We start from the raw sequence: 26,748 nt of genomic DNA, 5'->3' as shown, positions 1-26,748 counted from the left end.
AAAAGACACCCGCTTTCCGGTCATCTGCCGGAGTACGGGTGTCTTTTCGTCAATTACCGGAATGTTCGAGGTAACGTAAGGTCACTTCGATTAAGATCCGGGCCGCATGCTGCATCGCCTGTTCTTCAAAATCAAACTTCGGATGATGATGGGGATAAAAGGTTTCGTCTCCTGCGCCCGTAAAGAAAAAGGTACCAGGCACTTGTTGCAAATAATACGCGAAGTCTTCACCGCCCATCGTCGGAGCAATTTCAAAGACGTGCTCCGCACCCATGATGTCAGACGCAACAGTCCGCAAAAGGTTCGTTTCTTCCGGATGGTTGACGACCGCCGGATACCCTCTTTCGTACGTAAACGAATAGGTCGCTCCCGCCGCGTCACACACCCCTTTAATCGTCCGTTCCATTTCCCGGACGATTTGTTCGGCGACTGCTGGATCAAACGTCCGGATCGTCCCGGTCAGTTCCGCACTGTCGGCAATGACATTAAACGTATTCCCGGCATGGAGTGTACCAATGGTCAAGACCGCTTGCTGAAGCGGATCGAGACGCCGGCTGACAATACTTTGTAATTCTTTGACAATGGTCGCCCCGAGTACGACGGCATCAATCGTTTCGTGTGGCTTCGCGCCATGTCCTCCGCGCCCGAACAGTGTCAGCTCGAACTTATCGGCCGCTGCCATGACAGGACCAACCCGATAACCAATCGTTCCAAGTTTCGTCGTCGACCACAAATGGGTTCCGAAAATGACGTCGACACCGTCGAGGCATCCGTCGGCAACCATGTCCCGTGCCCCGCCCGGAACGACTTCTTCCGCGTGTTGATGAATCAAGACGACATTTCCTGCCAACTGTTCCTTTTGGCGGACAAGAATTTCTGCGACTGCAAGCAGCGTCGCTGTATGTCCGTCATGCCCGCATGCATGCATGACACCGGGTACGGTCGACCGGTAATCCACGGTTTTTTCATCCTGAATCGGCAATGCATCAAAATCTGCCCGCAGTGCGACCGTTTTTCCCGGTTTCCCTCCGCGAATCGTTCCGACCACACCGCGTCCGCCGACACCGGTCCGGACTTCAATTCTAAGCTCCGTCAACCGGTCCGCAATGAATTGCGGGGTATCGACTTCATGAAACGATAACTCCGGATGTTGATGTAAATACCGGCGCCGGTCGACCATCACTGGAAATAACTGCTCCACCATCTCTTCCACCGTCTGTTTCATTATGTACGCCCCCTATTTTTTACTGTGCAACATCTTGACACTTTCCCGTGTATACTGCAGCCGTTCAATCGTATCGTCATAATGGACGGCGGCATAGGATAAAAACAATACATCAATCGCAAACAACTGGGCGAGACGCGAACTCAAGGCCGCACTGCGTAACGGCGCTTCCGGAGCCCGTGACGTCCATAAGGCGATATCCGCCAGTTGACTGACACGATTATCCCCGAACCGCGTCAAACTGATGACCTTCAGCCCGCGAATCTTGGCGAGCCGGATCAACTCGACGACTTCCTCGGTTTCCCCGCTGTAGGAAATCGCAAAAAAGACATCATCCGGGCTGGCATTCGCAAGAATCGTCGCGACGAGATGTTGATCCGATTCCTGAATCGTCAGTTTCCCGACACGTGTCCATTTTTGGGCGGCATCCAGTGCGACGACGTTCGATGCACCAATCCCGTAAAAGTAAATCGCCCGTGCCTGATCCAATATATCCGTCGCTTCGGCAATCCGGTCTTCACTCAATTGTTTCGCCGTATCTTGTAAGGCTTGAATGCTGTTGCTGACCGTTTTTTCCACTAAGTCAGCAGGCCGTTCATTTTTTTCAATATCATGATACCCCTTTAAATCTGTTCGTGCCGTATCCGCTGAAATCCGCATCCGGAGTTCTGGATATCCTTTTAAACCGAGTGCCCTGCAAAAACGGACGACAGCTGCGGCACTTGTTCCCGATTCCTCGGCTAAATGATGAATCGTCATCCCCGCGATTTCATTCATATGCGCTAAAACAAAATCAGCGACTTTCCGCGAAGAAGAAGGCAACTCTTCGTGGACAGCGTTAATCTGTGAAAAAATACCACCTTTCATGCGACCCGCTCCCTTACCATGGATTAAAACAGGCGAATCCAGCGTGTCTCTGCTGATTCGCATGATGCTTCTTTTCTATTATGCGCTTTCAAGACGGCTTTCGTAAATCTAAAGAAATCTGACAATAGTAAATCGTTGTTTTGTTGTGCTTAAAAGTCTGGTTAAACTCAACAAAAAAGACTCCTGCTTGCGCAAGGAGTCTGTCTGTTCAAATGAAATCAACGGATTTTGACAATCGGTTTTTTCGTATCCGGCTCGATGAATAACATCGCTTCCGTATCGCCGTTCAAGTTCGTGACGGTAATCGTTGTCGGGACATTCCGATTGTATTCCCAACGATTTTCGAGCAAGTAGGTCACGTATTGAATGAACGCTACGAGTTCTGCTTTTCCGTAAAACTGAACCGGAATCTTGATTTCCAACTTCTTCAGTTCACCTTCCTGATAAAAGCCTTCTCCCATCATACCGGTGTAGTTCGGGAAATAGTCTTCGAGGCGGTCCTTGAACAAATCAAACTTCGCGGCATCATCACGGACATCGTTCGTTGCGGCACCCGATGGGTAGTAATAATATTTTTCATCATAGTTCTTCCAGTCGTTCGAACTGATCTGATTGCCGCGCCCGATAAAGGCGGAAGATACATAATGTCCGGAAACCGGTGACCCTTCACTTTCCTGTAAATACAAGGCGACGTGGATCGGTGTCGTTTTGATACCGTCCGTTTTCCGCATTTTCTTGACCAATTCATTTGCCATCCGTTTTCCTTCTGCGATGACTTTTTTCTCGTCGAGTTTCACGGTATAGGTCGGACCGTAGTTTTCATCCTGGAAAACATATTCGCTGTTTAAGACTAAAGCGACGGATGTCCCACCGAGTTCGAGTTTTTTATCTTCTTCCAACATGTAGTCCTGTTCCAAAATGTGCGATAGAATCAAAGGAGACTTTTGGTTTTTTTCTTTGTAAGACTTTCCGGTCGTATAAGCAGGGTTCAAGCCGTTCGGATCACTGACGCCATCCCCGGCTTTTCCTTTTCGTAACAACCACTGGGCAATTTGATCGGCCTCGAGCAGTTGTCCTTCTTGATAATAGTATTTATCCGGAGCAAAAAATTGAGTGGAGTGACGCATCAATCCGGTCTCGATTTCATCCAGCTCCAGGCGTGAACTGACTCGTTTTTGTGTCATCCCGCGGGCGACACTCGGCCGGAACGGTAAGACGGTCCGGTAATAGGAATCGGTCGTATCAATCGCCGGACTGACGACAGCCTGGACTTCTTTTCCTTGTTCACTCTCTGTAATGACTTCTTTTGTATCGCTTTTTTGTGATAAATCAAACGAACACGCGCCGAGGAATAATGTACTCGTCAACGTCAACGCGACTATTTTTTTAGATTTCATCTGTTTTCGCACCCCATGTTTTCAAAATCGTTCTCTCTATCATAACAGAATAGTTTTCCATCGGGGAAGGTGTAGTTTTTCCCTGATTTTCAAAAAAGTATATCCTGCTTTTCAGCAGATGAAAGGATTTTTTTATGAAACGACGACTTCTTGGTCTTCTTCTTTTGATTGCCGGCATCCTGCTCATTCTTTGGCCGATGTATACCAATCATCAAAAACAACAGGCCGCTGACGAACTAAAACAGCAATGGACACAAAATTTAAAGGCGGTCGATGCCAAAGAAACGAAGAAACCGGTCGCAACGAACGGTAGCGGCTTACTGACGATTCCGTCACTTGATTTTGAACAAGTCATCTTAGAAGGGGCTTCGACGACCGTTCTCGACAAAAGCATCGGTCACCTGAAAGGAACCGGTGCGCCCGGTAAAGGGAATTACGCCTTAGCGGGACACCGCAGTTTCACGAAAGGACTCCATTTCAACCGTCTGCCCGAGTTGAAAACGGGTGCACATGTCATCGTGACAACAAAAAGTCATCGGTATACCTATCAAATGAAGACCTCACAACTCGTTAAACCAACGGATTTGTCCGTCTTGCACCAGGACGTGAAACAAGCAACCATTACACTGATTACGTGTGATCCGCCGGAAACGGCAACCAACCGGTTAATCAAACAAGGTGTGTTAATCAAAACCGAATCGTTGTAACACACCATTTCAACAGCAAACAGGGAAGACGCATGATCCACGGCGTCTTCCCTGTTTGTATTCCCATCATCCGTTTGACGGATGTTCTGTTATCCTTCGTATTTCGCCAACTCTTCAAGCAATTGTGTTTCATTCCAAATCTCGATTCCGAGCGACTCGGCTTTCGTTAACTTCGAACCGGCTTTTTCTCCGGCCACCAAAATATCCGTCTTTTTACTGACGCTGCCGGTCACGTCCGCACCAAGCAACTCGAGCCGTTTCCCGGCTTCTGAACGTTTTAACGTCTCCAGTGTTCCGGTCAACACAATCGTCTTCCCAGCGAGCGGTGCATTCGATTGATCGACCCGTTGTCCGAGAAACTGTTGGTTCAATCCGAGTGCTGCCAAGTCCTTGATCAGGTCTTGTGCTTCCGGATGTTCAAAATATTTCGTGACGGAATCGGCAATTTTACTGCCAATCCCATCAATCGCTAAAATTTCTTCATACTCCGCCTGTGCGATCCCGTCCAGTGAATCAAAGCGCTCTGCGAGCAGGTAAGCCGCTTTTTGACCGACCAATCGAATTCCGAGGCCAAACACCAGTCGTTCCAAGGAATTCTGCTTCGAAGCTTCAATTGCGGTGAGAAGATTATCGACCGACGTTTCACCCATCCGTTCATACGTCAACAACTCATCCCGGTCGAGACGGTATAAATCGGCGAGCGTCCGGATGGCTTCATGTTCATACAATTGACGCACCACTTTTTCACCGAGACCGTCGATGTTCATCGCTTGACGCGATACGAAGTGAATGATGCCTTCCACAAGTTGGGCCGGACATTCCGGACTGACACACCGAATATCCGCTTCGCCTTCTAACCGAACGAGTTCGGATTGGCAGGCCGGACAATGGGCCGGGAATGCAATCGGCTGTTCGTCGCCCGTCCGTTCGGAAACGACGACGCTGACGACTGCCGGGATGACGTCCCCGGCTTTTTTGATGATGACTTGATCGTGCAGTCGAATGTCTTTTTCCGTGATGAAATCGGCATTGTGGAGTGTTGCATAACTAACCGTCGAGCCGGCGACGACGACCGGAGCGAACCGTGCACGTGGCGTGACTTTCCCTGTCCTTCCGACACTGAAATCGACTTCTTCGACCGTCGTCATGACTTCTTCTGCGGCAAATTTATACGCCGTCGCAAAGCGAGGACTTTTCGCCGTGAAACCAAGTTCTTCCTGATCGTCATACCGATCAACTTTCAGAACGATGCCGTCGATTTCGTACGGTAAATTGGAACGTTCCAGCGTCCAGTGGGCAATGTAGGCTAAAATTTCTTCGACCGTCTCACACGTCTGCATCTCCTTGTTCGTCGGTAATCCGAGTTCAGCTAGCTGCAACATCGCTTCGCTATGCGAACGGGCACTCAGTGTATTGACACCGACACCATAGACGAAAAGCGACAGATTACGGGATGCGGTAATCGAAGAATCGAGCTGCCGCAAACTTCCGGCTGCCGCATTACGCGGATTGGCAAACAAGGCTTCCTCACGTTCTGCCCGGTCTGCATTCAAGCGTTCAAACGATTGTTTCGGCATATAGGCTTCACCCCGGACCTCGACCGTCTGATTTTGACGCAGGCGGAGCGGCAAGGCTTTGATCGTCCGCAGGTTTTGTGTGATGTTCTCGCCGACCGTTCCGTCCCCTCGTGTCGCACCACGGACAAGTTGTCCGTCTTCGTACTTCAGGGAAATCGCGAGTCCGTCAAACTTCAACTCTGCAACATATGTCGTCGAACGTCCGAGTGAACGTTCGATGCGGGCGACCCACTCCCGAATTTCCGTCTCATCAAAGACGTTGCCGAGCGATAACATTGGTAAATCATGGGTCACCTTCTCAAAGGCATCGAGCGGCGCAGCACCGACGCGTTGCGTCGGTGAATCTGCCGTGATCAGTTCCGGATGTGCCGTTTCAAGTTCCGTCAGTTCCCGTAACAATTGATCATAGGTGCTGTCCGGAACAGTCGGCTGATCCTGCACGTAATATTCATAACTGTATTGGTTCAACTTTTGGCGTAATTCCTCGATTCGTGCCTGTTCTATCATCTTGACGCCTCCACTCATACCTTTTTGATTGGTGCGAATTTCGCAAGTAACCGTTTGACACCAACTTCCGGGAAGGCGATATCGATTTCTAAGCTGTCTCCTGCCCCGCGTGTCTGCACGACGGTTCCCCGGCCCCATTTTCCGTGTTCTGCTTTGTCACCGACGTTCCACCCGAGTGACTCTGCTCCTGACGTCTTCATTGCAGTCGGTTTCGTGACTGATCGGCCGATGACGGCTTTTCCTTGCGGTACCGGACGATCTTCCCATGGCAATGGTTTCGGTTTTTTACCGGTCCGTTCCAGTACTTCCTCCGGTAATTCAGCAAGAAAACGGGATTCGAGATTGGCATTGGTCCGGCCATACAGCGAACGCATCCGCGCGTGCGAAAGATACAATCGTTTTTCGGCCCGCGTAATGCCGACGTAGGCGAGGCGACGTTCTTCTTCCATTTCGTCTTCATCCTGCAACGAACGGCTGTGCGGGAACAAGCCTTCTTCCATTCCGATCAGGAAGACGATTGGGAACTCGAGACCTTTGGCCGAGTGTAACGTCATCAACGTCACTTGTTCACCCGGATCACTTTCATCCAGAGAATCGACATCGGCGACCAGCGTCAAATCCGTTAAGAACGCGATAATCGTTTGTTCTTCCGGATCTGCTTTTTCGGTCTCTTTTTCAAAATTTTGCGCAACCGTGATGAACTCGTTGATGTTCTCAAGACGGCTTTGTGCTTCGAGTGTCTTGTCTTCTTTTAAGACTTGACGGTAGCCGCTCTTCTCAAGCACTTCTTCCACCAATTCGGACAGGCTGATGAACTCTTGCATCTGTTGCAGACCAAGAATCATCGTCCGGAAATCCGTCAGTTTGGCTGCCGTTTTCGGCGCAATGCTCGACAATTCGATATCGCGAATCGCTTCCATTAGGGAAACTCCCTGCAAGTCGGCAAAATCACGCAATTTATCAATCGTTGTCGCGCCGATTCCGCGCTTCGGTTCATTGACGATTCGGGCAAACGATAAATCTTCGTTCGGATTCGAAATCAGACGCAGATAAGCCAAAACATCCTTGATTTCCTTCCGGTCGTAGAACTTCGTGCCGCCAATCATCTTGTACGGAACATTGGATTTGAGTAACGTTTCCTCAATCGCCCGCGACTGGGCATTGGTCCGGTACAGAATCGCGACATCGTTTAATTTCATTCCGTAACGTAAGGCATTGCGGATTTCCTGAACGATATAGAACGCTTCTTCCCGTTCATTTTCTGCTGTATGGACCACCAGTTTTTCGCCTTCCGCGTTTTCCGTCCAGAGTTTTTTATCTTTACGGGTGCTGTTGTTCTGAATGACGTGGTTCGCTGCGTCCAGAATCCGTTTTGAAGACCGGTAGTTTTGTTCAAGCAGGATGACTTTCGCTGTCGGATAGTCTTCCTCAAACGACAGGATATTGGCAATGTCGGCTCCGCGCCAACGGTAAATCGACTGATCCGAGTCCCCGACGACACATAAGTTTTGGTGCGCCGCTGCGAGCAGATTGACAAGATCATATTGGGCTTTGTTCGTATCTTGGTACTCATCGACATGGATGTATTGGAACTTGCGTTGGTAAAACGCCAGAACGTCCGGATTTTGTTTGAACAACTCGGTCGTCTTCCCGATCAAGTCGTCAAAATCCAGCGCGTTATTGCGGCGCAAGACGGCTTCGTATCCTTTGTAGATTTCAGCAACGGTTTTTTCGTACGGGTTCGTGACGATCGAGGCGTAAAACTCCGCGCTCCGCAATTCGTTTTTTTGACTCGAGATGATCGACAACATCGACCGGGGATCCCATTTCTTCGGATCAAGATTTTGTTCTTTTAACACAAGTTTAAGCGCCGACTGCTGGTCGCTTGAATCGAGAATCGTGAAGTTCCGGTTGTAGCCGATTTTTTCGATATCCCGACGTAACATCCGGACACACATCGAGTGGAAGGTCGACACCCAGATGTCATTGGCGACACCGCCGACGAGCCGGGAAATCCGGTCACGCATCTCGCGTGCCGCTTTGTTCGTAAACGTAATCGCCAAGATGTTCCATGGGGCGACTTGTTTCGCAGCCATCAAATAGGCGACGCGATGCGTCAAAACACGTGTTTTTCCTGATCCTGCTCCCGCCATGATCAGCAGGGGTCCGTCCGTATGTTTGACCGCTTTTGCTTGCTCCGGATTCAGACCGCTGACAAGCTGTTCACTTAAATTAAACATCTAAATAGCCTCATTTCTATATTCCGAACTTTTGTTCTTATATTTTATCGTGTTGCCGTGACTGTCGCAAGTGCTGCTTCCAAATTCTCATAGATGATGTTGCCGACGATGATCGTATCGGCATGTTCCAGCATTTCTTTCGCCCGCTCGACCGAGTCGATGCCGCCGCCGTAAAACAAACGACCTTGCTTCAGCACTCGTTTGACCGAGGCGACCAGCTTCGGATCACCGTAGATCCCGCTGTATTCCAGATAAACGACCGGCATCCGGAACACGCTGTCTGCGAGTTGCGCGTAGGCAATGACCGTGTCGTCCGCCAATGGCTTGGCTTGCGTGACACGGGCGACCTTGGCATCAGGATTCAGTACGATATACCCTTCCCCGACAAGATCGGCGTGCGCCAACATATGACCCACTTCCTCGAGCGCCTCGACTTGTTTTTCAATGACGTGCTCAAGCGTTCCGCTGTTGAGGACGCTTGGTGTCAAATACGTATCGAACCCCATCGTCGCCGCTTCGAGCTCTGATACTTCCAGGGCAACGGCCACCGGATAACGACGCAATCGCATCAGTAAATCAAGTGTCGCATCGAGCGTGATGTCATCGGTTCCTCCGACGATGATGGCGTCGGTTCCTGACGTGGCAATCGCTTGGAGGGCGTCTTCTTCAATCTCCTTTGCCGGATCGAGCTTAAAGACATGACGCCATTCATTATACGGTAACAACATGTTGGTTCCACCCTCTCTTTTGATTCGCTGTGTCCAGTATAAAACAAAAACCCATCCCGCGCAGAGCGAGATGGGACAGACCTTTCAAGTCCGGACTTGGCGTTTCGTCAACAACGCGGCAAGTCCAAGGGCGAGGAAGGCATAGAGGACGGCAAACGCCCATGGTTCAGCCAAGAAAAAACCAAGCACCGGCACGTCCAGTAACGGGGAGTCCGGCGAACAGAGCGCCCGCCCGTTGACGATGGCCAGAAACGGCAAAGCCGGAACCATGAAGATATAACCAAAGTTGATCCAAAATGCACGTTGCATGACGCAACCTCCTTAACCGATGATAACCGATTCTTTTGGATAATTATAATTCCGTTTCGGCTGGTTGGCTTTGAGCAGCAGCACAAAGGAAATGACACCGATTCGTCCGATGAACATCAAGACGGACAAGGTCCACTTGCCGACATCGGATAATTCACTCGTAATTCCAAGTGACAATCCGGTTGTTCCAAACGCGGAACAGGCTTCAAAAAACAGGACGAGGAATGGAGCATCTTCAAAGATCAATAAGACAATCAATCCAATCATCGTCACACCGGTCGAAACGACGATGACGACAAACGCTTTCCAAATATCCGACTGTCCGATCTCACGTCCGAAAATCTTGATGCCGTACTCGCCGCGAATAAAGGCGATGACACTGAGTACGGCGACGGCAAATGTCGTCGTCCGGATGCCTCCTCCGACCGAGGACGGCGAGGCTCCGATGAACATCAAAATCGATAAGACAAAAATTGATGCTTGGGAAAACGACGTAATATCGACCGTTGTCAGTCCGCCATTTCGGGTCGTCACCGATTGGAACAAGGCATCGACCATTTTTTCATTAATCGGTAATCCTTTAAACGATTGATTCCACTCAAACAGCAACAGGCTGACCGTTCCGAACAAAACCAAGATGAAAAAGGTCGACGCCGTTAATTTAGTGAATAATGAAAAGTGGTACGGTTGACGGGTCGCTTGACGGGTCGCGCGGTAAGAGATGTACCGCCGGACTTCAACCAAAACCGGAAAACCAATCGCACCAAGCGTCAACAGTAAAATCTGCATAAAGACGACAAATAAATCTCCCCGAAACGGCAGGAGGGATTCTCCGGTAATGTCGAACCCGGCATTGGTCGTCGCACTGACCGAACCAAACAATCCTTGCAACATCGCTTCACCCAGCGTCGGAAAATATTTCGTGTAGTACAACCCTAAAATCAACGCACCGATGATTTCAATCGACAGGATGATGATGATGACTTCCCGAATGTACTTGACGACCCCTTGCATCGTCGTCTGGTTTTGGTCACGGACAACCAGTTGCCGCTCCCGAAAGCCGATCCGCTTGCCGAGGATGACCCACATCGCGATATGCAGAGACATCAAGCCGATTCCGCTGACCTGCACGAGAATCATGATCATAAAGTAACCGAACGTCGTGAATGTGTCCGAGACGGAGACGGTCGTCAATCCGGTCACGCTGACGCAACTGACCGCCATGAAGACAAGATCCGTGAAATCCCAGTTGTAATTCCCCTGTGTCGACCAGGGCAACCCGAGTAAAATGACACCGATGATGACGGCAATAAAATAAATAATGACGAGTGACTGGATCGGCGTCAGTTTTCGAATGAAGTGTTGCAGTCTTTGTTGATACGCTAAATCCATCCGGCTTCGTCCTCCTTCACAGAAATAGCGGATAACCGGTTAGTTATCCGCTACTTCCTCTTCTACGAGACCTAATCGTGCGAGCGCCAAATCGTAGCCGCCGGAACCGTAATTCAGACACCGTTTCACACGCGAAATCGTTGCTGTCGAAGCACCTGTCGCCTTTTCGATTTTATGATATGTGTTACCTTCGCGTAACTGACGGGCGACTTCGAGACGTTGTGCCAATGCTTGAATCTCATTGACCGTCGCTAGGTCTTCAAACAGCGTATAACAATCTTCTAATGAATCCATCTTCATGATGGCTGTAAATAATTGATCGAGTTCTTTTCCACGCAATTTATCGAGTTGCATCGTCTAACTCCCTTTCCCATGTGTTGCTCTTTAACAGTTTAAAGTGCGACGTTTTAAATTTCAAGCGTCAGCGTAAAATTGCCGGGAAAAGTACTTTTTTCCGTAACACTTCATAAATCCCTTGCGGCGTAATCCGGACATACGGCAGATGGGTCGATGCCAAGAACAAGAGTGTATAGATAGGATCTTCATACTGATATCCGCGTGCGAACAAAGCTTCCCGCAGTGCCGTTTCCTGCACAATCAAGTCTTCGAGCGGTAAATCGGACGTCTGCCCCATCAAGGTCAATGGAACTTCTGCAATCACTTCACCGTCGTCGACAAGGACGACACCGCCGCCGAATGATTTCATCCGCTCAAAGGCAATCTGCATGTCTCGTTTCGATTTTCCAATCAATAAGATATCGCCGCTGATCGAATACGAACTGACGAGTCCGCCGACATGCGTCGCAAAGTTTTTTAAGACCGTGTTCAGACGCCATTTACCTTCCCGGTCGATCAGCATCAAAAATGACTCATCACATCCGGCGGGCAATACCTGCATGCTTGTATCATGTTCAACCTGATACAGCTTCATGATGACCGAATTGACCATTTCAAGACCAACCGGCATGCTGAAGGAAAAGTCCTGTTCGGTCAACTCAATCCCCACTTGCGAGGTCGGCATCAAATCCATCGCCCGATCCAGTGCTTCGACCGGATAACACGGAATATCGTTTTTCCGAACCCAGGTGCCGCGTGCTACGACATCGACCGGTGTCGGCTTATCTTTTGCCTCGAGTATGTTTAAATGAGCAATCCGTCCGGGTGCGATACTGCCAAGCAGATGATCGAGATTAAAGTGACGCGCTGCGTTGTACGAAGCAATCCGGTATGCTTCTTCCGGAGCAATTCCCGCAGCAAGCATCAATCTGATCGTCTCGTCCATCAACCCGGCTTTATAAAAGGAGGGTGTCGATCCGTCCGTCGTCACCAACACCTTTTCATAATTTTGTAATCCGGCTTCGACCAGACCGGCAAAGATATCCGGTAAATCCGGACGAATCGACGAATATCGGATCGTCGTCGTATAACCAAGTTCAAGTCGGGTCAACGCTTCTTCGACCGTCATCGCTTCATGATCACTCGTGACGCCGAACAGAGCCATTTTCGTCAATGTCTTAGCAGAAGCACCCGGAAAATGTCCTTCGATTGGCTTGCCAAGTTTCATCGCATCCTGCATCCACTGCAACAGCTCGTCGTCACCTTGCGACAGGCGCGGCCAGCCCGTCAATTCACCGGCTTGGATGACTTGCGGATGTTTCAGCCACGCTTGAATCCGTCGGTTATCAATCGTGATGCTGTCGGCATCGAGTTCCGTTTGGGCATCCAGTCGCGCCCACCAGTACATCGATGTCGGAAGGTCTGCCAATGCGTCGACCTGCGCAAACGCTTGCTCCATCGGCTCTAATAAAAGCAGCATATTATCGTTAACGAGTGTCGTTGTTCCGCGCTCTGCCGCAAATTTTGCGAGTGTCGCCGGATTATACAACTGAAACGGATGGGCATGCGGTTCGATGTAACCCGGGACGATGAATTTGCCCGTCGCATCGTAGACTTCATCCGCCATTTCCGGCATGTCCGGTCCAACGTAAATAATGCGGTCGCCGCTGATCCAAATGTTTGCTGTCCGCCATGCTTTGAGTCCTTGATTTAAGTACGTCGCATTTTCAATCACGAGTGTAGGTGCAAGCTTTCCGTTGATGACCGCTTGATGCGTACGGACTTCTGTTTTCGTCCATGGGGACCGTCCACAATTTTTTTTCATGAAAGCTCGACCTCCTTTATATTTGAAAACGCTTTCTTATAGTTCTTATACTAAAATGTTACCGGAAAAGTTTCAAGCTTATTCGTCGTCAATTCAATTCATTTCGCCAAAATAACACAAAACCGCCACGGAAGACAAGCCACGTTCGCCGTTCCGTTCAAAAAAAGCCGATCCCTTCACAATGATGTGAGCGGAACCGGCTTATGGAAAGTAAGCAATTATGTCGTGCGAAATGCTTTTTTAGCGATATCCGTCCGGTAAAAGAAGCCGGTGTGGTCAAACGAATCGAGTCCGCTGTAAACGGTCGATACGGCCTGTTCCATGTCTTTTGCTTTGGCCACACAGACAAGGACACGTCCTCCGGCCGAAAGAATCACATCATTATCGCCTACGGCCGTTCCCGCATGGAAAATGAGCACATCAGAACCAATCGTCGATGTTTGGACAGGGTGTCCCGTGATCGGTTGTTCTGGATAACCGTTCGCCGCGATGACGACACCGACGACGGCATCGTTCGACCAGACGACTTCCGGAATGTCCCCTTGCATCAATGGCATGATGACGTCAAGCAGCTCCGTTTCAAGCCGCGGCAGGATGACTTCCGTTTCCGGATCACCGAAACGGGCGTTGAACTCAATGACGGATGGTCCACGACTCGTCAACATCAGACCCGCATACAGGAAACCGGTAAACGGAATTCCTTCGCTTGCCATCTGCTCGACGAGCGGACGGAGGACACGTTGCATCGCTTCTTCCGTCACGGCCTGTTCGTCAAATTGCGGCAAGGGACTGTAAGCACCCATTCCGCCTGTATTCGGACCGGTGTCGCCGTCAAAAGCCCGTTTATGATCTTGCGACAGGACCATCGGAATGACAGTTTCTTCATGCACGAAAGCCATCAGCGAACATTCTTCACCGACGAGACATTCTTCAATCACGACACTGCTCTGCTGCCCAAAGTCGCCGGCAAAAATCTCATCGACTGCCTGAATCGCCTGATTGGTTGTCGTCGCAACGGTAACTCCTTTCCCTGCCGCAAGGCCGTCGGCTTTGATGACGATTGGCGCTCCCTGCTTGCGGATATAGGCATTTGCTTCCACCGCTGACGTAAAGACGGCATAATCAGCCGTCGGAATACCAGCCCGGTCCATCAAAGCTTTTGCGAATTGTTTGCTGCCTTCAATCGCCGCCGCTTCGCGTGACGGTCCGAAGATCTTTAATCCGGCTGCCTGAAACGCATTAACGATTCCAAGCACAAGCGGCCCCTCTGGTCCGACAATCGTCCAGTCAATCTGTTCGTCCCGCGCGAACCGAACTAGCTCGTCAATCGCATCTTCCCGGATTGGCACGCAGACCGCTTCCGTCATCCCGACGTTGCCGGGTGCCGCATACACAGTTTCAACACGCGCGTCCTGCGCTAATTTCCAAACGAGCGCATGCTCGCGTCCACCTTTACCGACTACTAGTACTTTCATTCGGATCGCCTCCGCTTAGTGTTTGAAATGACGCACGTTCGTAAAGATCATCGTGATGCCGTGTTTATTGCAGGCATCGATTGATTCCTGATCACGGATTGATCCGCCCGGTTGAATGATAGCTGTAATCCCGGCCGCTGCTGCTGCTTCGACCGTATCGCCCATCGGGAAGAACGCATCCGAGCCCATTGCAGCCCCGATCGCTTTCTCACCGGCTTGGGTAATCGCGATATTCGCTGAACCGACACGATTCATCTGTCCGGCACCAACACCGACCGTCACTTCGTCTTTTGCAATGACGATCGCATTGGATTTCACGTGTTTGACTGCACGCCAAGCAAGTTTCAAGTCTTCCCATTCAGCGGCTGTCGGTTTCCGGTCGGTCACGACACGTGCTGATGCATCATCAAGTGTTTCGTCATCACTGTCTTGGACGAGCATCCCGCCTGCAACTGCCGTATAGCGGATTGCTTGGACGCGTTTGACATCCAGTTCGAGTAACCGGAGATTTTTCTTCGCCGAAAGTAACGCAAAGGCGTCTTCTGTAAAGGACGGAGCAATGATGATTTCAAGGAAGATACCGCTCAGTTGTTCCGCTGTCGCGAGATCGACTTCGCGGTTCAAGGCGACGATTCCACCGAAAATCGAGATTGGATCCGCGGCATGGGCACGACGGAACGCTTCATCAATCGTCGGACCAACAGCGACACCGCACGGGTTCATGTGTTTAACAACGACCGCTGCCGCTTCACGGAACTCATCGAGAATCTCAAGTGCCGCATTAGCATCCTGAATGTTGTTGTAAGACAATTCTTTGCCGTGGAGTTGCTTCGCTGAAGCGAGCGATGCCCCGCGATAAATCGGAGTTTTGTAAAAGGCCGCTTCCTGGTGCGGGTTTTCTCCGTACCGTAAGTCCTGCACTTTTTCGAGCGTAATCGTCAGTTGGTCCGGGAACTTTTCTCCCGTCTGCGTCAGGAAGTAGTCGGCAATCAACGCATCGTACGCCGCTGTATGGCGGAAGGCTTTTGCTGCCAGCTTTTGACGTGTTTCAAATGTCGTTCCACCGAGATGAATTTCCTTTATGACGGCTTGATAATCCGCCGGATCGACGACGACCGTCACAGCGGCATGATTTTTGGCAGCTGACCGGAGCATGCTTGGTCCGCCGATATCGATGTTCTCGATCGCATCAGCATACGAGACATCTTCATTCATGACCGTTTCTTTGAACGGATAGAGATTGACGACCACAAAATCAATCGGTTTGATGTGTTGTTCCGCCATCTGTTCCCGATGACTTTCAAGGTCCCGCCGTCCGAGCAGTCCACCATGGACCATCGGATGGAGGGTCTTGACCCGACCGTCGAGCATTTCCGGGAATTGTGTGACTTCACTGATGCCAATGACCGGAAGTCCTGCTGCTTCAAGGGCTTGATGTGTCCCGCCTGTCGAAATCAATTCGATTCCGGCTTCATGCATCGCCTGTCCCAGTTCGACGATACCTGTTTTGTCTGATACGCTGATTAACGCTCTCATACGTTTGCCTCCTCTTTCATCCACTCTTCGATGACTTGCGGGTACAATCTGTGCTCCACCTGCTGAATCGCCTGTTGGAGCGTTTCCCGCGTCATATCCTCTGTGATCCGAACCGCTTCTTGTGCGATGATCGGTCCTGTATCCATGCCTTCATCGACTATATGAATTGTAACACCTGTGATTTTGACTCCGCCACGAAATGCTTGCCCGATCGCATCTTTTCCCGGAAACGCCGGGAGCAGCGACGGGTGGATATTGACGATCCGTCCGGCATAATGCGACAGCAGGACGTCTCCGATCAACCGCATGTATCCGGCTAAGATAATCCGTTCCACGCCCCGCCGCTCCAGTTCCGCAACGATTTCCCGTTCGAACGACGGTTTATCCGGATAGTCTTTTGCCGTGAAGACGAAGACATCACAGCCGCGGGCCTGAGCCCGTTCAATCACTTTTGCTTGTTTTTGATCACAGACGACGAGTTCAATCGTAGCCTGCAGACGTCCTGTTTCAACTGCTTCGAATAACGCTTCGACATTACTGCCACTTCCCGAGGCAAAGCAAGCAATCTTCATTGGTCGACTCCAAGAATCCGGACACCCGGCTCACCTGTCACTGTCCCGATCGTATAGACGGTCTCATTTTCACGGGCAAGGCGTGCCGTAACGGCATCGACATCTTCCGGTTTAACGATCATCATGTAACCAATCCCCATATTAAAGACATTGTACATATCGTGACGCGGAACGTTTCCGGCTTGTTCGAGCCAATCGAAGACCGGTAACGTCGGCCATTTTTTCGGATCAAACGTCGCACCGCATCCTTCAGGAAGAACACGCGGAACGTTTTCGTAAAAACCGCCGCCCGTAATATGGACCATCGCCTGAATTTTTTCTGTCTCAAGGGCCGCTTTGACCGCTTCGACGTAAATCCGGGTCGGCATCAACAATGTATTGCCGATCGTACTGCCGAACATCATCAGCTCATCTTCATAGCGAAGACCGCTTTCCGCAACGATTTTTCGAACGAGCGAGAAGCCGTTCGAATGGACACCGGATGAAGCGAGACCGAGAATGACATCTCCCGGTTGAACGTGTTCTCCTGTGATCAATTTTTGTTTTTCGACGGCACCGACGGCAAAGCCGGCAATATCATACTCACCGTCTGCATACATCCCCGGCATTTCTGCCGTTTCCCCGCCGATCAATGTACAACCGGACTGGACACAACCTTCGGCAACGCCGGCAACGATCCGTTCGATTTTAGCGGGAACCGCTTTTCCAAGAGCGATGTAATCGAGGAAATAGAGCGGTTCCGCGCCTTGGACGATGATGTCATTGACACACATCGCGACACAATCAATCCCGATCGTATCGTGCTGATCGAGGGCAAAAGCGAGCTTCAGCTTTGTGCCAACGCCGTCCGTTCCGCTGACGAGGACCGGTTCTTTCAGATTCAATTGACTGAGGTCGAACATTGCACCGAAACTGCCGAGTCCCGTCATGACTTCTTTGCGCATCGAGCGGGCCACATGTTTTTTCATTCGAGAAACGGATTCGTATCCTGCCGTCAGGCTGACACCTGCTGCTTCGTATTGTTTACTCATGCTTTGTTCCCCCATCTGTTCAAAGTTTGGCTTCTAGTTCTAATGCACCGATTGGTGTTGGATATTCGCCTGTGAAACAAGCCGTACACTGACCTTTTAACGGACCATCAAACGGTCGGTCAATTGCATTGACCATTCCGTTGACCGTCAGAAACTCAAGTGAATCGGCTCCAATTTCCTGGCAAATCTCGTCTGGTGTCAAGCGGGCGGAAATCAATTCATCTTTTGAAGACGTATCGATGCCGTAATAACACGGATTCGTGATCGGCGGTGCCGTAATCCGGACGTGGACTTCCGTTGCCCCGGCTTCCCGTAACAGCCCAACGATGCGGCGACTTGTCGTTCCGCGAACGATTGAATCATCGACCATGATGACCCGTTTGCCGTTGACGACACCCCGTAACGCCGATAACTTCATCTTGACGCCGCGTTCGCGCAGTTCTTGCGACGGCTGAATGAATGTTCGACCAACATAACGGTTTTTGATCAATCCCATTTCATACGGAATGCCGCTCGCTTCCGCGTAACCGATCGCTGCCGAGATACTGGAATCGGGCACACCGGTGACGACGTCTGCCTCGACCGGTGCTTCTTCGAACATCTTTTTGCCAAGTGCTTTTCGTGCCGTATGCACGTTGACCCCATCAATCATCGAATCGGGACGGGAAAAGTAGATGTATTCCATCGAACACATCGCCCGCTCATGTGGTTCCATATACTGACGTGATGACATGCCGGATGTCGTGATGGTCACGAGCTCCCCAGGCTCGATATCCCGAATAAACTCCGCACCGACGATATCAAACGCACACGTCTCGGATGAAAAGACGATCCCGCCGTCCGGTGTTTTCCCGAGCGACAACGGACGCAGACCGTGTGGATCGACGGCGACGTACAACGTATCTTCCGTTAAAAACAGGAAGGCGAATGCGCCGACGAGTCGTGCCAGACTATCGGCAATCCGGTCTTCAAGCGTCGGTAACTTACTCCGTTTGACGAGATGAGCGACAACTTCCGTATCACTCGTCGTTTGGAAAATCGCCCCTTCTGCTTCGAGTAGATGTTTTAACGAATCGGCATTGACGAGGTTCCCGTTGTGCGCAAGCGCCAAGTCGCCCGTCCGTGATTTAAAATGGAGCGGTTGTGTATTCTCGAGCGTATTTCCCCCGGCCGTCGAATAGCGGACATGTCCGATGGCATGGTGCCCCGATAAGGAATCAAGTGTTTCCTGTGAAAAGACTTCCGTGACAAGTCCTTGTCCGCGGTGCGGCAGAAGCAGTTTACCGTCGCTTGCAACGATTCCTGCCCCTTCCTGTCCCCGGTGTTGCAGGCTGTGGAGACCGTAATAGGCAAGTTGCGCCGCTTCCGGTTGTCCGAAAATCCCGAATACCCCACACTCTTCATTTAATCCTTTGATGTCATATAACACGCGATCGCCCCTTCCCAGTCGGCTTGCAGTGTTGAACGTTTCGCTTCGATGAGTGTATCGTTAGTCTTGATTTGCAAAGCATCTTGATCGGTAACGTATCCTAGTTTATGCGCCCCTGTATGTTTGATGAAGGCTGCTTCCTGTTCCGGCTTCACCGTCACGACGAAACGTGATTGCGATTCACTGAACAGATGCAGGGCTGGTCCGTCAAATGTCACGTCCAGACCAAGCGTCGTTCCGAATGTCATTTCGGCTAAGGCAACGGCGAGACCACCTTCTGCCACGTCATGGATTGCCGTGACGAGTCCCGCTTGAACCGCTGCTTGCAAGGCAAGTAACCGCTCTTGTTCGACGGCTAAGTCAATCTGCGGTGCTTTCCCAAATGATTTTTCGAATTGCAGGTATTGCAGTTCACTTCCACCGAATTCTGCTGTCGTTTCTCCGAGCAGGTAGACAGCGTCACCTGCTTGCTTGACGTGTTGCGTCGTAATCCATTCTGTCTGTTCGTGAAGACCGACCATCCCGACGACCGGCGTCGGATGGACTGCTTTGCCAGCAGATTCATTGTATAAGGAAACATTCCCACCGATGACCGGCGTCTCGAGCACGCGACACGCTTCTGCCATTCCGGCCGTCGCTTGTTGCAACTGCCAGAAGCCTTCCGGTTTATCCGGATTCCCGAAGTTCAGACAATCTGTGATGGCGAGTGGCGTTGCCCCGCTAGCAACGATGTTGCGGGCTGCTTCGGCGACGGCAATCTGTCCGCCGACGAACGGATCGAGGTAAACGAAACGGCTGTTGCAGTCTGTCGTCATCGCGAGTGCTTTGTTCGTTCCGCGAACCCGGATGACCGCTGCATCAGAACCCGGTGCAACGACCGTTGACGTTTGGACCATATGATCGTATTGATCGTAGACCCAACGTTTTGAAGCGATGGTCGGCTGTTTGAGCAAGGCACGCCATGTTTCGACGACATCTTCGACGACCGGTAACGTTTCGTCCATTGCTTGGAACTCTTCATAATATGCCGGGACACGGGATGGTTTGTTATAGACCGGTGCTTCTTCTGCGAGCGCATCGACAGGGACTTCAGCGACAATCTTACCGTGGTGAACGAGACGAAGGACTTTCTCGTCGATGACTTCTCCAACATGCACTGCATGAAGTCCCCATTTGCTGACGATGGCTTCGATTTCCGATTCGCGTCCGCGTTCGACGACGAGCAACATCCGTTCTTGTGATTCTGACAACATCATTTCATAAGCTGTCATCCCGGTTTCCCGTTGCGGGACGTCATCCAGATGCATCTCGATGCCCATACCGGCTTTTGAAGCCATCTCGGCTGATGAAGAGGTCAGTCCGGCAGCTCCCATATCCTGCATCCCGACAAGCGCCGGATGACCAACGATTTCGAGACAGGCTTCGATCAATAATTTCTCCATGAACGGATCCCCAACCTGAACGGCCGGACGTTTCGCTTCCGTATCTTCTCCAAGATCCTCTGAAGCAAAGGTCGCCCCGTGAATGCCGTCGCGTCCGGTTGCTGCTCCGACGTACATGACCGAGTTCCCCGCCCCTTTGGCGAGACCTTTTTGGATATCTTCGTGATTGATCAAGCCGATACACATCGCATTGACAAGCGGGTTGCCCTCATACGAATGATCAAAGCCGACTTCTCCTCCGATCGTCGGAATCCCGACACAGTTCCCGTATCCGGCGATTCCAGCGACCACTTGTTCAAACAGTTGATTGACGCGTGGTGTACCGAGGTGTCCGAAACGAAGCGAGTTCATCAAGGCGACAGGACGGGCTCCCATCGAGAAGATATCACGGATGATGCCACCGACACCGGTCGCTGCTCCTTGATACGGTTCGACGGCTGACGGGTGGTTGTGGCTCTCGATTTTAAAGACGACCGCTTGATTGTCACCGATGTCGACGACACCCGCTCCTTCACCGGGACCTTGCAGGACGCGTGGTCCGGTCGTCGGAAACTGGCGTAAGACCGGCTTCGACGTCTTATACGAACAGTGCTCCGACCACATGACGGAAAACAATCCGATTTCTGTGTAGTTCGGTTGGCGTCCGAGTAAGTTGACGACCATCTCGTATTCCGCGTCACTCAGTCCCATCGTTGCGTAGATCCGTTGTTCCTGAATTTGCTCCATCGTTGGTTCAGACTGTTGTTTTAACATGGTGTGCCCCCTGTTTGACGAGTGAAGTGAATAACTTAAGTCCATCGGTTCCGCCGGTCAGCAGCTCAACTGCCCGTTCCGGGTGTGGCATCATGCCGAGGACGTTCCCGGCTTTATTCGTGATGCCGGCGATATCGCCGCGTGATCCGTTCGGGTTATCGGTATACGTAAAGGCAATTTGTCGGTTCGTCTGTAACATCGCATACGTCGCATCGTCACAGTAGTAGTTGCCTTCTCCATGCGCGATCGGAATCGTAATCGTTTCTTGCGCTGCATAGTCGGATGTAAAACGCGTCTCATTGTTTTCGACCTTCAGTTCAACCGTCCGGCACATGAACTTCAGTCCCGTATTGCGGTGCAAGACACCCGGGAGAAGACCGGCTTCAACGAGAATTTGGAACCCGTTGCAGACGCCGAGGACTGTTTTCCCTTCTGCCGCAAATCGTTTCACTTCCTCCATGATCGGTGAGAATTGAGCGATTGCTCCACACCGGAGATAGTCGCCGTAGGAGAAGCCGCCCGGTAACAAGACGCCGTCGTATCCTTCAAGGGACGTTTCTGTATGGAAGACATAGTCCGCTTCTTCGCCAAGTGCATCTTTGACAGCATGATACATATCTAGATCACAGTTCGATCCGGGAAAAACGATGACGGCAAACTTCATACGGTCGTCACCTCTTCTACGTCAAAACGGTAATCTTCCATCACAGTGTTAACGAGCAGTTTCTGACACATCTCATGAATCATCGCGTCCGTCGTCTCGTCTGAAACGAGCAACTCAATCCGCTTGCCGATCCGAACTTCTTCGACACCTGCAAAACCAAGCTGGCTAAGACCGCCTTTGACCGCGACACCTTGTGGATCTAAAATACTTTCTCGTAATGCGACCGCTACTGTAACCTTTTTCATTGTCCGTTTCCCCCTAGGCGATTGAATAGTGTTTGGTATGTGTCGATGAGTGATCCGATATTGCGGCGAAAAACATCTTTGTCGAGGTGTTCGCCTGTTTCCTTATCCCATAACCGGCATGTGTCCGGTGAGATTTCGTCTGCTAGTAAAATATCACCCGCCGGTGTTTTACCGTATTCGAGTTTAAAATCAATCAGTGTGATTCCTTTTTCATCAAAGTAAGGACGTAAGACATCGTTGACACGATGTGCTTCCTGTTCAAGCAGTAAAAGCTCTTCCGTAGTCGCAATCTTCAGTAAATTGATGTGTGCCGGTGTGACAAGCGGATCACCTAAGCTGTCATCTTTATAATAAAACTCGACGATCGGCGTCTCAAGCACCGTTCCTTCTTCAATGCCCAGCCGTTTACTGAGGCTGCCGGCGACGACGTTTCGCACGACGACCTCAAGTGGAATGATGGTGACACGACGTACGAGCTGTTCGCGCTCCGATGTCCGTTCAATGAAGTGGGTCGGAATTCCCGCCGCTGCGAGGACCTCAAAAAAGTGGCTCGTCAAACGGTTGTTGAGTTCTCCCTTACCGGCAAACTCTGCCTTCTTCTCTCCATTAAATGCTGTTGCCTCGTCTTTGTAGACGATGCGGAGCACATCCTGCTCCTGCGTCGTGTATAACCGTTTCGCCTTGCCTTCATAAAGTGGTTGCATCGATTTCGTCCCCCATGATCCTAAGATGTAGACGGGAGCTCAGCTCCCGTCCCAGGTTGATTAGTTCAAGCCACACCGTTCAAAGATTTCATCCACTCGGCTCGTATGATACGTTGGATCAAAACAAGCATCGAGTTCTTCTTCTGTAAAGAGTTGTTGAATGTCCGCTTCCTGCCATAAGACATCGCGGAACATGATTTGTTCTTCCCATGCCTGCATCGCCCGCGGTTGGACGAAGTCGTATGCCGCTTCACGTGACCAACCTTTTTCAATCAAGGCGAGTAAGACGTGACCGGAGAAGATGACACCAAACGTCCGGTCCATGTTGCGTTTCATATTTTCCGGGAAGACCGTCAGATTTTTAATGATGTTACCGAACCGGTTCAGCATGTAGTTGAGTAATCCCGTCGCATCCGGCAAAATGATCCGTTCCGCAGACGAGTGCGAGATATCGCGTTCATGCCACAGCGAAACGTTTTCATACGCTGTCACCATATGGCCGCGGATAACCCGTGCAAGACCGGTCATGTTCTCTGAACCGATTGGATTGCGTTTATGCGGCATCGCCGATGATCCCTTTTGACCTTTGGCGAAGAATTCTTCGACTTCACGTGTCTCCGTTTTTTGAAGGCCACGAATTTCCGTCGCCATCTTTTCAATCGATGTCGCGATTAAGGCAATCGTCGACATGTAATGGGCATGACGATCACGTTGCAGGGTTTGCGTCGAGACCGGTGCCGGTTTCGTACCAAGCTTCTCGCAGACATATTTTTCGATGAACGGGTCGATGTTCGCAAACGTTCCGACCGCCCCCGACATCTTGCCGTATTCGACTGTTTCCCGTGCTGCCTCGAACCGGACTTTATTGCGTTTCATTTCTTCGTACCAAAGGGCGAGCTTCAGACCAAACGTCGTCGGCTCGGCGTGTACGCCGTGTGTACGTCCCATCATGACCGTATATTTATGTTCGTTGGCTTTGACTTTTAAAATCTCGATGAAACGATCGAGATCGGCCGCCAAGATATCATTTGCTTGTTTCAACAGATACGATAACGCCGTATCAACGACGTCCGTTGACGTCAGTCCGTAATGAACCCATTTGCGTTCTTCGCCAAGTGTCTCCGATACGGCACGTGTGAAGGCGATGACGTCGTGTCGTGTCTCTTGCTCGATTTCATTGATCCGATTGACATCAAACGAAGCGTTTTCCCACAGCAACTCGACGTCTTCTTTTGGAATCACCCCAAGTTCACTCCATGCTTCACATGCTAAAATCTCAACTTTCAACCAAGCCTCGAATTTATTCTGTTCTGTCCAGATCGCTTTCATCTCAGGACGTGTATAGCGTTCGATCATCTAACCGTCTCCTTCCATATCTGCAGGCGCGCAACTTCGGCTAACGCTTCTTCGACCGAATCCGCCAAGATGTTCAGATGCCCCATCTTCCGCCCTTGTTTTGCGTCCTGTTTTCCGTATAAATGGACTTTCGTCCGTGAGGATAACATCGGTAATGCCTCGTCTAATGCTGTGATATGTTGACCTAGGATGTTCGCCATGACGACCGGTGTCGTCAAGCGGGTATCGCCGAGCGGCAGTCCGCAGATGGCTCGTATGTGTTGTTCGAACTGTGACGTCTCGCACGCATCAATCGAATAATGACCCGAGTTATGCGGGCGCGGTGCCAGTTCGTTGACGATCAGTTCGGAACCGACGACGAACAGTTCGATTGCCAGTGTGCCGATCAAATCGACATCGTTCGCGAGACGCGTCGCCAGGTCAACCGCTTGTTGTTCCAAGCCGCTTGAGATACGGGCGGGAACGATCGACAGATGCAGGATGTTGTCTTGATGGATATTTTCACTGACTGGGAACACTTTTGTGTCCCGCTCACTTCGCGCGACAATGACGGAGATTTCTTGATCAAACGGCAACCATTTTTCTGCAACATACTCGGTTGACTCAAAGGTCTTCATCGCTGTTTGTAAATCCAGCTCTGTCCGAATGACCATCTGTCCTTTTCCATCGTAACCAAAGCGTGCTGTTTTCAAGACGAACGGGAGACCTAACTGCTGTTTGGCTTCGAGAAGATCTTCGCTTGTCTGAACTGCCTGGTAAGGCGCTACCTTGTAACCAAGCTGTTCAATCAGTTCTTTCTCCCGAATCCGGTGTTGGGTCCGAAACAAAAGTTCTGTCCCGTGAATCAGTTTATTGCCGATTGCTTCCGCTACTTCGTGTGAGATATTCTCAAACTCATAGGTCACGACATCTGATTCGGCGGCAAGTCGTTTCGCTGCCTCGACGTCCGTAAACGGTGCTTGAATCTGTTGATCCGCTACTTGCGCACACGGTGCGTTTTCAGTTGGATCAAGCGTGATGAGCGAATAGCCCATTTGCCGTGCAGATAAAGCCATCATCCGACCTAGTTGTCCCCCACCTAAGATACCGATCCGTTTCATGTCAGATGCACCTCGGAAGCGATGACATCTCCTTCTAGTTCGACCCGCATATGGTCTAAAGCTCGGGCAATCCGTTCGTCGACCGTTCCAAGAATCTGAGCAGCAAGTAAACCCGCATTTTTTGCTCCAGCGTCACCAATCGCAACTGTCGCGACTGGAACACCACCGGGCATTTGGACGATTGAGAGTAAGGAATCGATGCCTTGAAGTGCTTTGCTTTGAATTGGGACACCGATTACCGGTAATGTCGTCTTTGCAGCAACCATTCCCGGAAGATGGGCGGCTCCGCCTGCACCGGCAATGATGACTTTTAATCCTCGTTCCCGAGCAGATTCCGCATAACGAAACATTAAGTCAGGTGTCCGGTGTGCCGACACAACTTTCTTTTCGTACGCAATATCCAACTGATCCAGTACATCACACGTTTTCTGCATGGTCACCCAATCCGATTGACTGCCCATGATGACTCCGATTTCCACCTTACTCATCTGCGTGTCCTCCTTTTTGCATAAAAAAAGCCCAAACCACGTCTAAAAGGGTGGCTTAGGGTATAAAAAGGTACGCCAAAGAATCATCGACGAACATCCATATACCCCATAGTCCAACGATTTAGGGTCGTCGGGTAGAAACTTGCAAGCCATATCCCTGCTATTATACGAGGTGTTATATTCAATCTTCCTATCACGCCTTCATCTTAACAAGACTTCGGTCCGTTCGTCAACCAAAGACGAACAATTTAATTATCTGAAAATTCATCGTTCGGTTTTATGGATGAATTGTTCTATTCACTTAGTTCAGCATTCGGAAATTTAAAAAGCTGCTAAACTAACGACAAGAAAATCACAAAAAAATACGACCCTTTCTTTTACGAAAGAGTCGTATTTTTGAAAAGATATCTCGATTCAGACATTCTCAGCTTCGAGTTTCGGTTTGCAGTCAAAAATGATTTGCTGACGGATAGGATACGGTTCGCCATTCGCATCCAGTCCAAAAATCGGTTCTTCTCGTCGTACGGTCGGACGATAACCCATGGCATCGATCCGATCCAGACAATCACTGATCGTTTCATTTTCTTCTACGGCAACTCGCATTTTTTGCTTTTTTGCCATGAGTATCACATTCCTTCCTTATTATATATATGAAAAAACCAAAAAAAGTCCATAAAAAAGCGGCGGCCCTTGAGCGTATGCTCCAGAACCACCGTTTGCCTGGCAACGTCCTATCCTCACAGGGGGAAGCCCCCAACTACTTTCGGCGTTCAAGTGCTTAACTTCCGTGTTCGGCATGGGAACGGGTGTGACCACTTGGCTATCGTCACCAGACGACGGGCT

At 50.6% G+C, this 26,748-nt stretch carries 24 protein-coding genes, 1 rRNA gene and 1 riboswitch; of the genes, 1 reads left to right on the top strand and 24 read right to left on the bottom strand.

Going from position 1 to position 26,748, the window contains the following annotated elements; translation table 11 throughout:
- Positions 1-49: 49 nt before the first annotated feature.
- The 3 genes from MUN34_RS14060 to MUN34_RS14050 all read right to left on the bottom strand — a co-directional run bounded on the left by MUN34_RS14060 (position 50) and on the right by MUN34_RS14050 (position 3,489).
- A complete protein-coding gene (locus MUN34_RS14060; protein ID WP_247858129.1) occupies positions 50-1,225 on the bottom strand; it encodes an amidohydrolase in 1,176 nt (391 codons plus the stop codon).
- 12 nt (positions 1,226-1,237) lie between these two features.
- Positions 1,238-2,092 (bottom strand): MurR/RpiR family transcriptional regulator, encoded by an 855-nt coding sequence (locus tag MUN34_RS14055; protein ID WP_026829292.1) that lies wholly within the window; start codon positions 2,090-2,092, stop codon positions 1,238-1,240.
- Positions 2,093-2,310: 218 nt separating this feature from the next.
- Entirely contained in the window at positions 2,311-3,489 is a 1,179-nt protein-coding gene (locus tag MUN34_RS14050; RefSeq protein WP_026829293.1) for a CamS family sex pheromone protein, read from the bottom strand.
- A 134-nt stretch (positions 3,490-3,623) separates the two neighbouring features.
- Between MUN34_RS14050 and MUN34_RS14045 the strand changes: the two genes are divergently transcribed.
- Positions 3,624-4,196, top strand: coding sequence for a class D sortase (locus tag MUN34_RS14045; protein ID WP_247858128.1), 573 nt, complete (start codon positions 3,624-3,626; stop codon positions 4,194-4,196).
- A gap of 89 nt (positions 4,197-4,285) precedes the next feature.
- On the opposite strand, the gene ligA is transcribed toward MUN34_RS14045, so the two are convergent.
- The 21 genes from ligA to rrf all read right to left on the bottom strand — a co-directional run bounded on the left by ligA (position 4,286) and on the right by rrf (position 26,739).
- Positions 4,286-6,280, bottom strand: coding sequence for an NAD-dependent DNA ligase LigA (gene ligA / locus MUN34_RS14040; protein ID WP_026829295.1), 1,995 nt, complete (start codon positions 6,278-6,280; stop codon positions 4,286-4,288).
- Between the two features lie 14 nt (positions 6,281-6,294).
- Positions 6,295-8,520, bottom strand: coding sequence for a DNA helicase PcrA (gene pcrA, locus MUN34_RS14035; protein ID WP_247858127.1), 2,226 nt, complete (start codon positions 8,518-8,520; stop codon positions 6,295-6,297).
- Positions 8,521-8,564: 44 nt separating this feature from the next.
- Positions 8,565-9,248 (bottom strand): heptaprenylglyceryl phosphate synthase, encoded by a 684-nt coding sequence (gene pcrB / locus MUN34_RS14030; protein ID WP_247858126.1) that lies wholly within the window; start codon positions 9,246-9,248, stop codon positions 8,565-8,567.
- A gap of 84 nt (positions 9,249-9,332) precedes the next feature.
- Positions 9,333-9,557, bottom strand: coding sequence for a hypothetical protein (locus tag MUN34_RS14025; RefSeq protein ID WP_026829299.1), 225 nt, complete (start codon positions 9,555-9,557; stop codon positions 9,333-9,335).
- Between the two features lie 12 nt (positions 9,558-9,569).
- Complete coding sequence (locus tag MUN34_RS14020) at positions 9,570-10,949, bottom strand: TrkH family potassium uptake protein (protein ID WP_247858125.1); 1,380 nt, start codon at positions 10,947-10,949, stop codon at positions 9,570-9,572.
- Between the two features lie 39 nt (positions 10,950-10,988).
- Positions 10,989-11,303, bottom strand: coding sequence for a YerC/YecD family TrpR-related protein (locus MUN34_RS14015; RefSeq protein WP_012369366.1), 315 nt, complete (start codon positions 11,301-11,303; stop codon positions 10,989-10,991).
- Positions 11,304-11,370: 67 nt separating this feature from the next.
- Positions 11,371-13,110, bottom strand: a complete 1,740-nt coding sequence (locus tag MUN34_RS14010; protein WP_247858124.1) for an adenine deaminase C-terminal domain-containing protein — start codon at positions 13,108-13,110, stop codon at positions 11,371-11,373.
- A 218-nt stretch (positions 13,111-13,328) separates the two neighbouring features.
- The gene (purD, locus tag MUN34_RS14005) at positions 13,329-14,585 is read right to left on the bottom strand and encodes a phosphoribosylamine--glycine ligase (RefSeq protein ID WP_247858123.1); all 1,257 of its coding nucleotides are present in this window, start codon (positions 14,583-14,585) and stop codon (positions 13,329-13,331) included.
- Between the two features lie 15 nt (positions 14,586-14,600).
- The gene (gene purH / locus MUN34_RS14000) at positions 14,601-16,121 is read right to left on the bottom strand and encodes a bifunctional phosphoribosylaminoimidazolecarboxamide formyltransferase/IMP cyclohydrolase (protein WP_247858122.1); all 1,521 of its coding nucleotides are present in this window, start codon (positions 16,119-16,121) and stop codon (positions 14,601-14,603) included.
- The gene (gene purN, locus MUN34_RS13995) at positions 16,118-16,693 is read right to left on the bottom strand and encodes a phosphoribosylglycinamide formyltransferase (protein ID WP_247858121.1); all 576 of its coding nucleotides are present in this window, start codon (positions 16,691-16,693) and stop codon (positions 16,118-16,120) included. Before purN ends, purH begins: the two co-directional genes overlap by 4 nt.
- On the bottom strand, positions 16,690-17,724 hold the full coding sequence (gene purM, locus MUN34_RS13990) for a phosphoribosylformylglycinamidine cyclo-ligase (protein WP_247858120.1): 1,035 nt from the start codon (positions 17,722-17,724) through the stop codon (positions 16,690-16,692). The genes purN and purM overlap by 4 nt, the downstream gene beginning before the upstream one ends.
- Positions 17,725-17,743: 19 nt before the next feature.
- Positions 17,744-19,153 carry an amidophosphoribosyltransferase gene (purF, locus tag MUN34_RS13985; protein WP_247858119.1) on the bottom strand — a complete coding sequence of 470 codons (1,410 nt, stop codon included), beginning with the start codon at positions 19,151-19,153 and terminating at the stop codon, positions 17,744-17,746.
- A complete protein-coding gene (gene purL / locus MUN34_RS13980) occupies positions 19,129-21,348 on the bottom strand; it encodes a phosphoribosylformylglycinamidine synthase subunit PurL (protein WP_247858118.1) in 2,220 nt (739 codons plus the stop codon). The genes purF and purL overlap by 25 nt, the downstream gene beginning before the upstream one ends.
- On the bottom strand, positions 21,329-22,012 hold the full coding sequence (gene purQ, locus MUN34_RS13975; protein WP_026829307.1) for a phosphoribosylformylglycinamidine synthase subunit PurQ: 684 nt from the start codon (positions 22,010-22,012) through the stop codon (positions 21,329-21,331). Before purQ ends, purL begins: the two co-directional genes overlap by 20 nt.
- Positions 22,009-22,257 (bottom strand): phosphoribosylformylglycinamidine synthase subunit PurS, encoded by a 249-nt coding sequence (purS, locus tag MUN34_RS13970; protein ID WP_026829308.1) that lies wholly within the window; start codon positions 22,255-22,257, stop codon positions 22,009-22,011. Before purS ends, purQ begins: the two co-directional genes overlap by 4 nt.
- Positions 22,254-22,961, bottom strand: a complete 708-nt coding sequence (gene purC / locus MUN34_RS13965; RefSeq protein WP_247858117.1) for a phosphoribosylaminoimidazolesuccinocarboxamide synthase — start codon at positions 22,959-22,961, stop codon at positions 22,254-22,256. Before purC ends, purS begins: the two co-directional genes overlap by 4 nt.
- Positions 22,962-23,021: 60 nt before the next feature.
- Positions 23,022-24,317 carry an adenylosuccinate lyase gene (purB, locus tag MUN34_RS13960; RefSeq protein WP_026829310.1) on the bottom strand — a complete coding sequence of 432 codons (1,296 nt, stop codon included), beginning with the start codon at positions 24,315-24,317 and terminating at the stop codon, positions 23,022-23,024.
- Entirely contained in the window at positions 24,314-25,417 is a 1,104-nt protein-coding gene (gene purK, locus MUN34_RS13955; RefSeq protein WP_247858116.1) for a 5-(carboxyamino)imidazole ribonucleotide synthase, read from the bottom strand. Before purK ends, purB begins: the two co-directional genes overlap by 4 nt.
- On the bottom strand, positions 25,414-25,905 hold the full coding sequence (gene purE / locus MUN34_RS13950) for a 5-(carboxyamino)imidazole ribonucleotide mutase (protein WP_026829312.1): 492 nt from the start codon (positions 25,903-25,905) through the stop codon (positions 25,414-25,416). The genes purK and purE overlap by 4 nt, the downstream gene beginning before the upstream one ends.
- A gap of 89 nt (positions 25,906-25,994) precedes the next feature.
- Positions 25,995-26,096, bottom strand: a riboswitch (purine riboswitch).
- 223 nt (positions 26,097-26,319) lie between these two features.
- Positions 26,320-26,526 carry an NETI motif-containing protein gene (locus tag MUN34_RS13945; RefSeq protein WP_026829313.1) on the bottom strand — a complete coding sequence of 69 codons (207 nt, stop codon included), beginning with the start codon at positions 26,524-26,526 and terminating at the stop codon, positions 26,320-26,322.
- 97 nt (positions 26,527-26,623) lie between these two features.
- Positions 26,624-26,739: ribosomal RNA gene (gene rrf, locus MUN34_RS13940) — 5S ribosomal RNA — on the bottom strand.
- Positions 26,740-26,748: the final 9 nt, after the last annotated feature.

It is taken from the genome of Exiguobacterium sp. 17-1, from assembly GCF_023096305.1.
GTDB classification, from domain to species: domain Bacteria; phylum Bacillota; class Bacilli; order Exiguobacteriales; family Exiguobacteriaceae; genus Exiguobacterium_A; species Exiguobacterium_A sibiricum_A.
Note: the sequence above shows the minus strand (reverse complement) of the source record. Positions and strands in the feature narration are given on the sequence as shown.

Excerpts from the sequence above, each read along its gene's own strand:
- MUN34_RS14010 (WP_247858124.1), bottom strand. The coding sequence starts at position 13,110 with ATGAAAAAAAATTGTGGACGGTCCCCATGGACGAAAACAGAAGTCCGT.
- MUN34_RS14045 (WP_247858128.1), top strand. The coding sequence starts at position 3,624 with ATGAAACGACGACTTCTTGGTCTTCTTCTTTTGATTGCCGGCATCCTG.
- purD (WP_247858123.1), bottom strand. The coding sequence starts at position 14,585 with ATGAAAGTACTAGTAGTCGGTAAAGGTGGACGCGAGCATGCGCTCGTT.
- MUN34_RS14015 (WP_012369366.1), bottom strand. The coding sequence starts at position 11,303 with ATGCAACTCGATAAATTGCGTGGAAAAGAACTCGATCAATTATTTACA.
- purK (WP_247858116.1), bottom strand. The coding sequence starts at position 25,417 with ATGAAACGGATCGGTATCTTAGGTGGGGGACAACTAGGTCGGATGATG.
- MUN34_RS14050 (WP_026829293.1), bottom strand. The coding sequence starts at position 3,489 with ATGAAATCTAAAAAAATAGTCGCGTTGACGTTGACGAGTACATTATTC.
- purN (WP_247858121.1), bottom strand. The coding sequence starts at position 16,693 with ATGAAGATTGCTTGCTTTGCCTCGGGAAGTGGCAGTAATGTCGAAGCG.
- purE (WP_026829312.1), bottom strand. The coding sequence starts at position 25,905 with ATGAGTAAGGTGGAAATCGGAGTCATCATGGGCAGTCAATCGGATTGG.
- ligA (WP_026829295.1), bottom strand. The coding sequence starts at position 6,280 with ATGATAGAACAGGCACGAATCGAGGAATTACGCCAAAAGTTGAACCAA.
- MUN34_RS14025 (WP_026829299.1), bottom strand. The coding sequence starts at position 9,557 with ATGCAACGTGCATTTTGGATCAACTTTGGTTATATCTTCATGGTTCCG.
- purC (WP_247858117.1), bottom strand. The coding sequence starts at position 22,961 with ATGCAACCACTTTATGAAGGCAAGGCGAAACGGTTATACACGACGCAG.
- purH (WP_247858122.1), bottom strand. The coding sequence starts at position 16,121 with ATGAGAGCGTTAATCAGCGTATCAGACAAAACAGGTATCGTCGAACTG.
- MUN34_RS14020 (WP_247858125.1), bottom strand. The coding sequence starts at position 10,949 with ATGGATTTAGCGTATCAACAAAGACTGCAACACTTCATTCGAAAACTG.
- MUN34_RS14060 (WP_247858129.1), bottom strand. The coding sequence starts at position 1,225 with ATGAAACAGACGGTGGAAGAGATGGTGGAGCAGTTATTTCCAGTGATG.
- purQ (WP_026829307.1), bottom strand. The coding sequence starts at position 22,012 with ATGAAGTTTGCCGTCATCGTTTTTCCCGGATCGAACTGTGATCTAGAT.
- purL (WP_247858118.1), bottom strand. The coding sequence starts at position 21,348 with ATGTTAAAACAACAGTCTGAACCAACGATGGAGCAAATTCAGGAACAA.
- pcrB (WP_247858126.1), bottom strand. The coding sequence starts at position 9,248 with ATGTTGTTACCGTATAATGAATGGCGTCATGTCTTTAAGCTCGATCCG.
- purS (WP_026829308.1), bottom strand. The coding sequence starts at position 22,257 with ATGAAAAAGGTTACAGTAGCGGTCGCATTACGAGAAAGTATTTTAGAT.
- MUN34_RS14055 (WP_026829292.1), bottom strand. The coding sequence starts at position 2,092 with ATGAAAGGTGGTATTTTTTCACAGATTAACGCTGTCCACGAAGAGTTG.
- pcrA (WP_247858127.1), bottom strand. The coding sequence starts at position 8,520 with ATGTTTAATTTAAGTGAACAGCTTGTCAGCGGTCTGAATCCGGAGCAA.
- MUN34_RS13945 (WP_026829313.1), bottom strand. The coding sequence starts at position 26,526 with ATGGCAAAAAAGCAAAAAATGCGAGTTGCCGTAGAAGAAAATGAAACG.
- purM (WP_247858120.1), bottom strand. The coding sequence starts at position 17,724 with ATGAGTAAACAATACGAAGCAGCAGGTGTCAGCCTGACGGCAGGATAC.
- purB (WP_026829310.1), bottom strand. The coding sequence starts at position 24,317 with ATGATCGAACGCTATACACGTCCTGAGATGAAAGCGATCTGGACAGAA.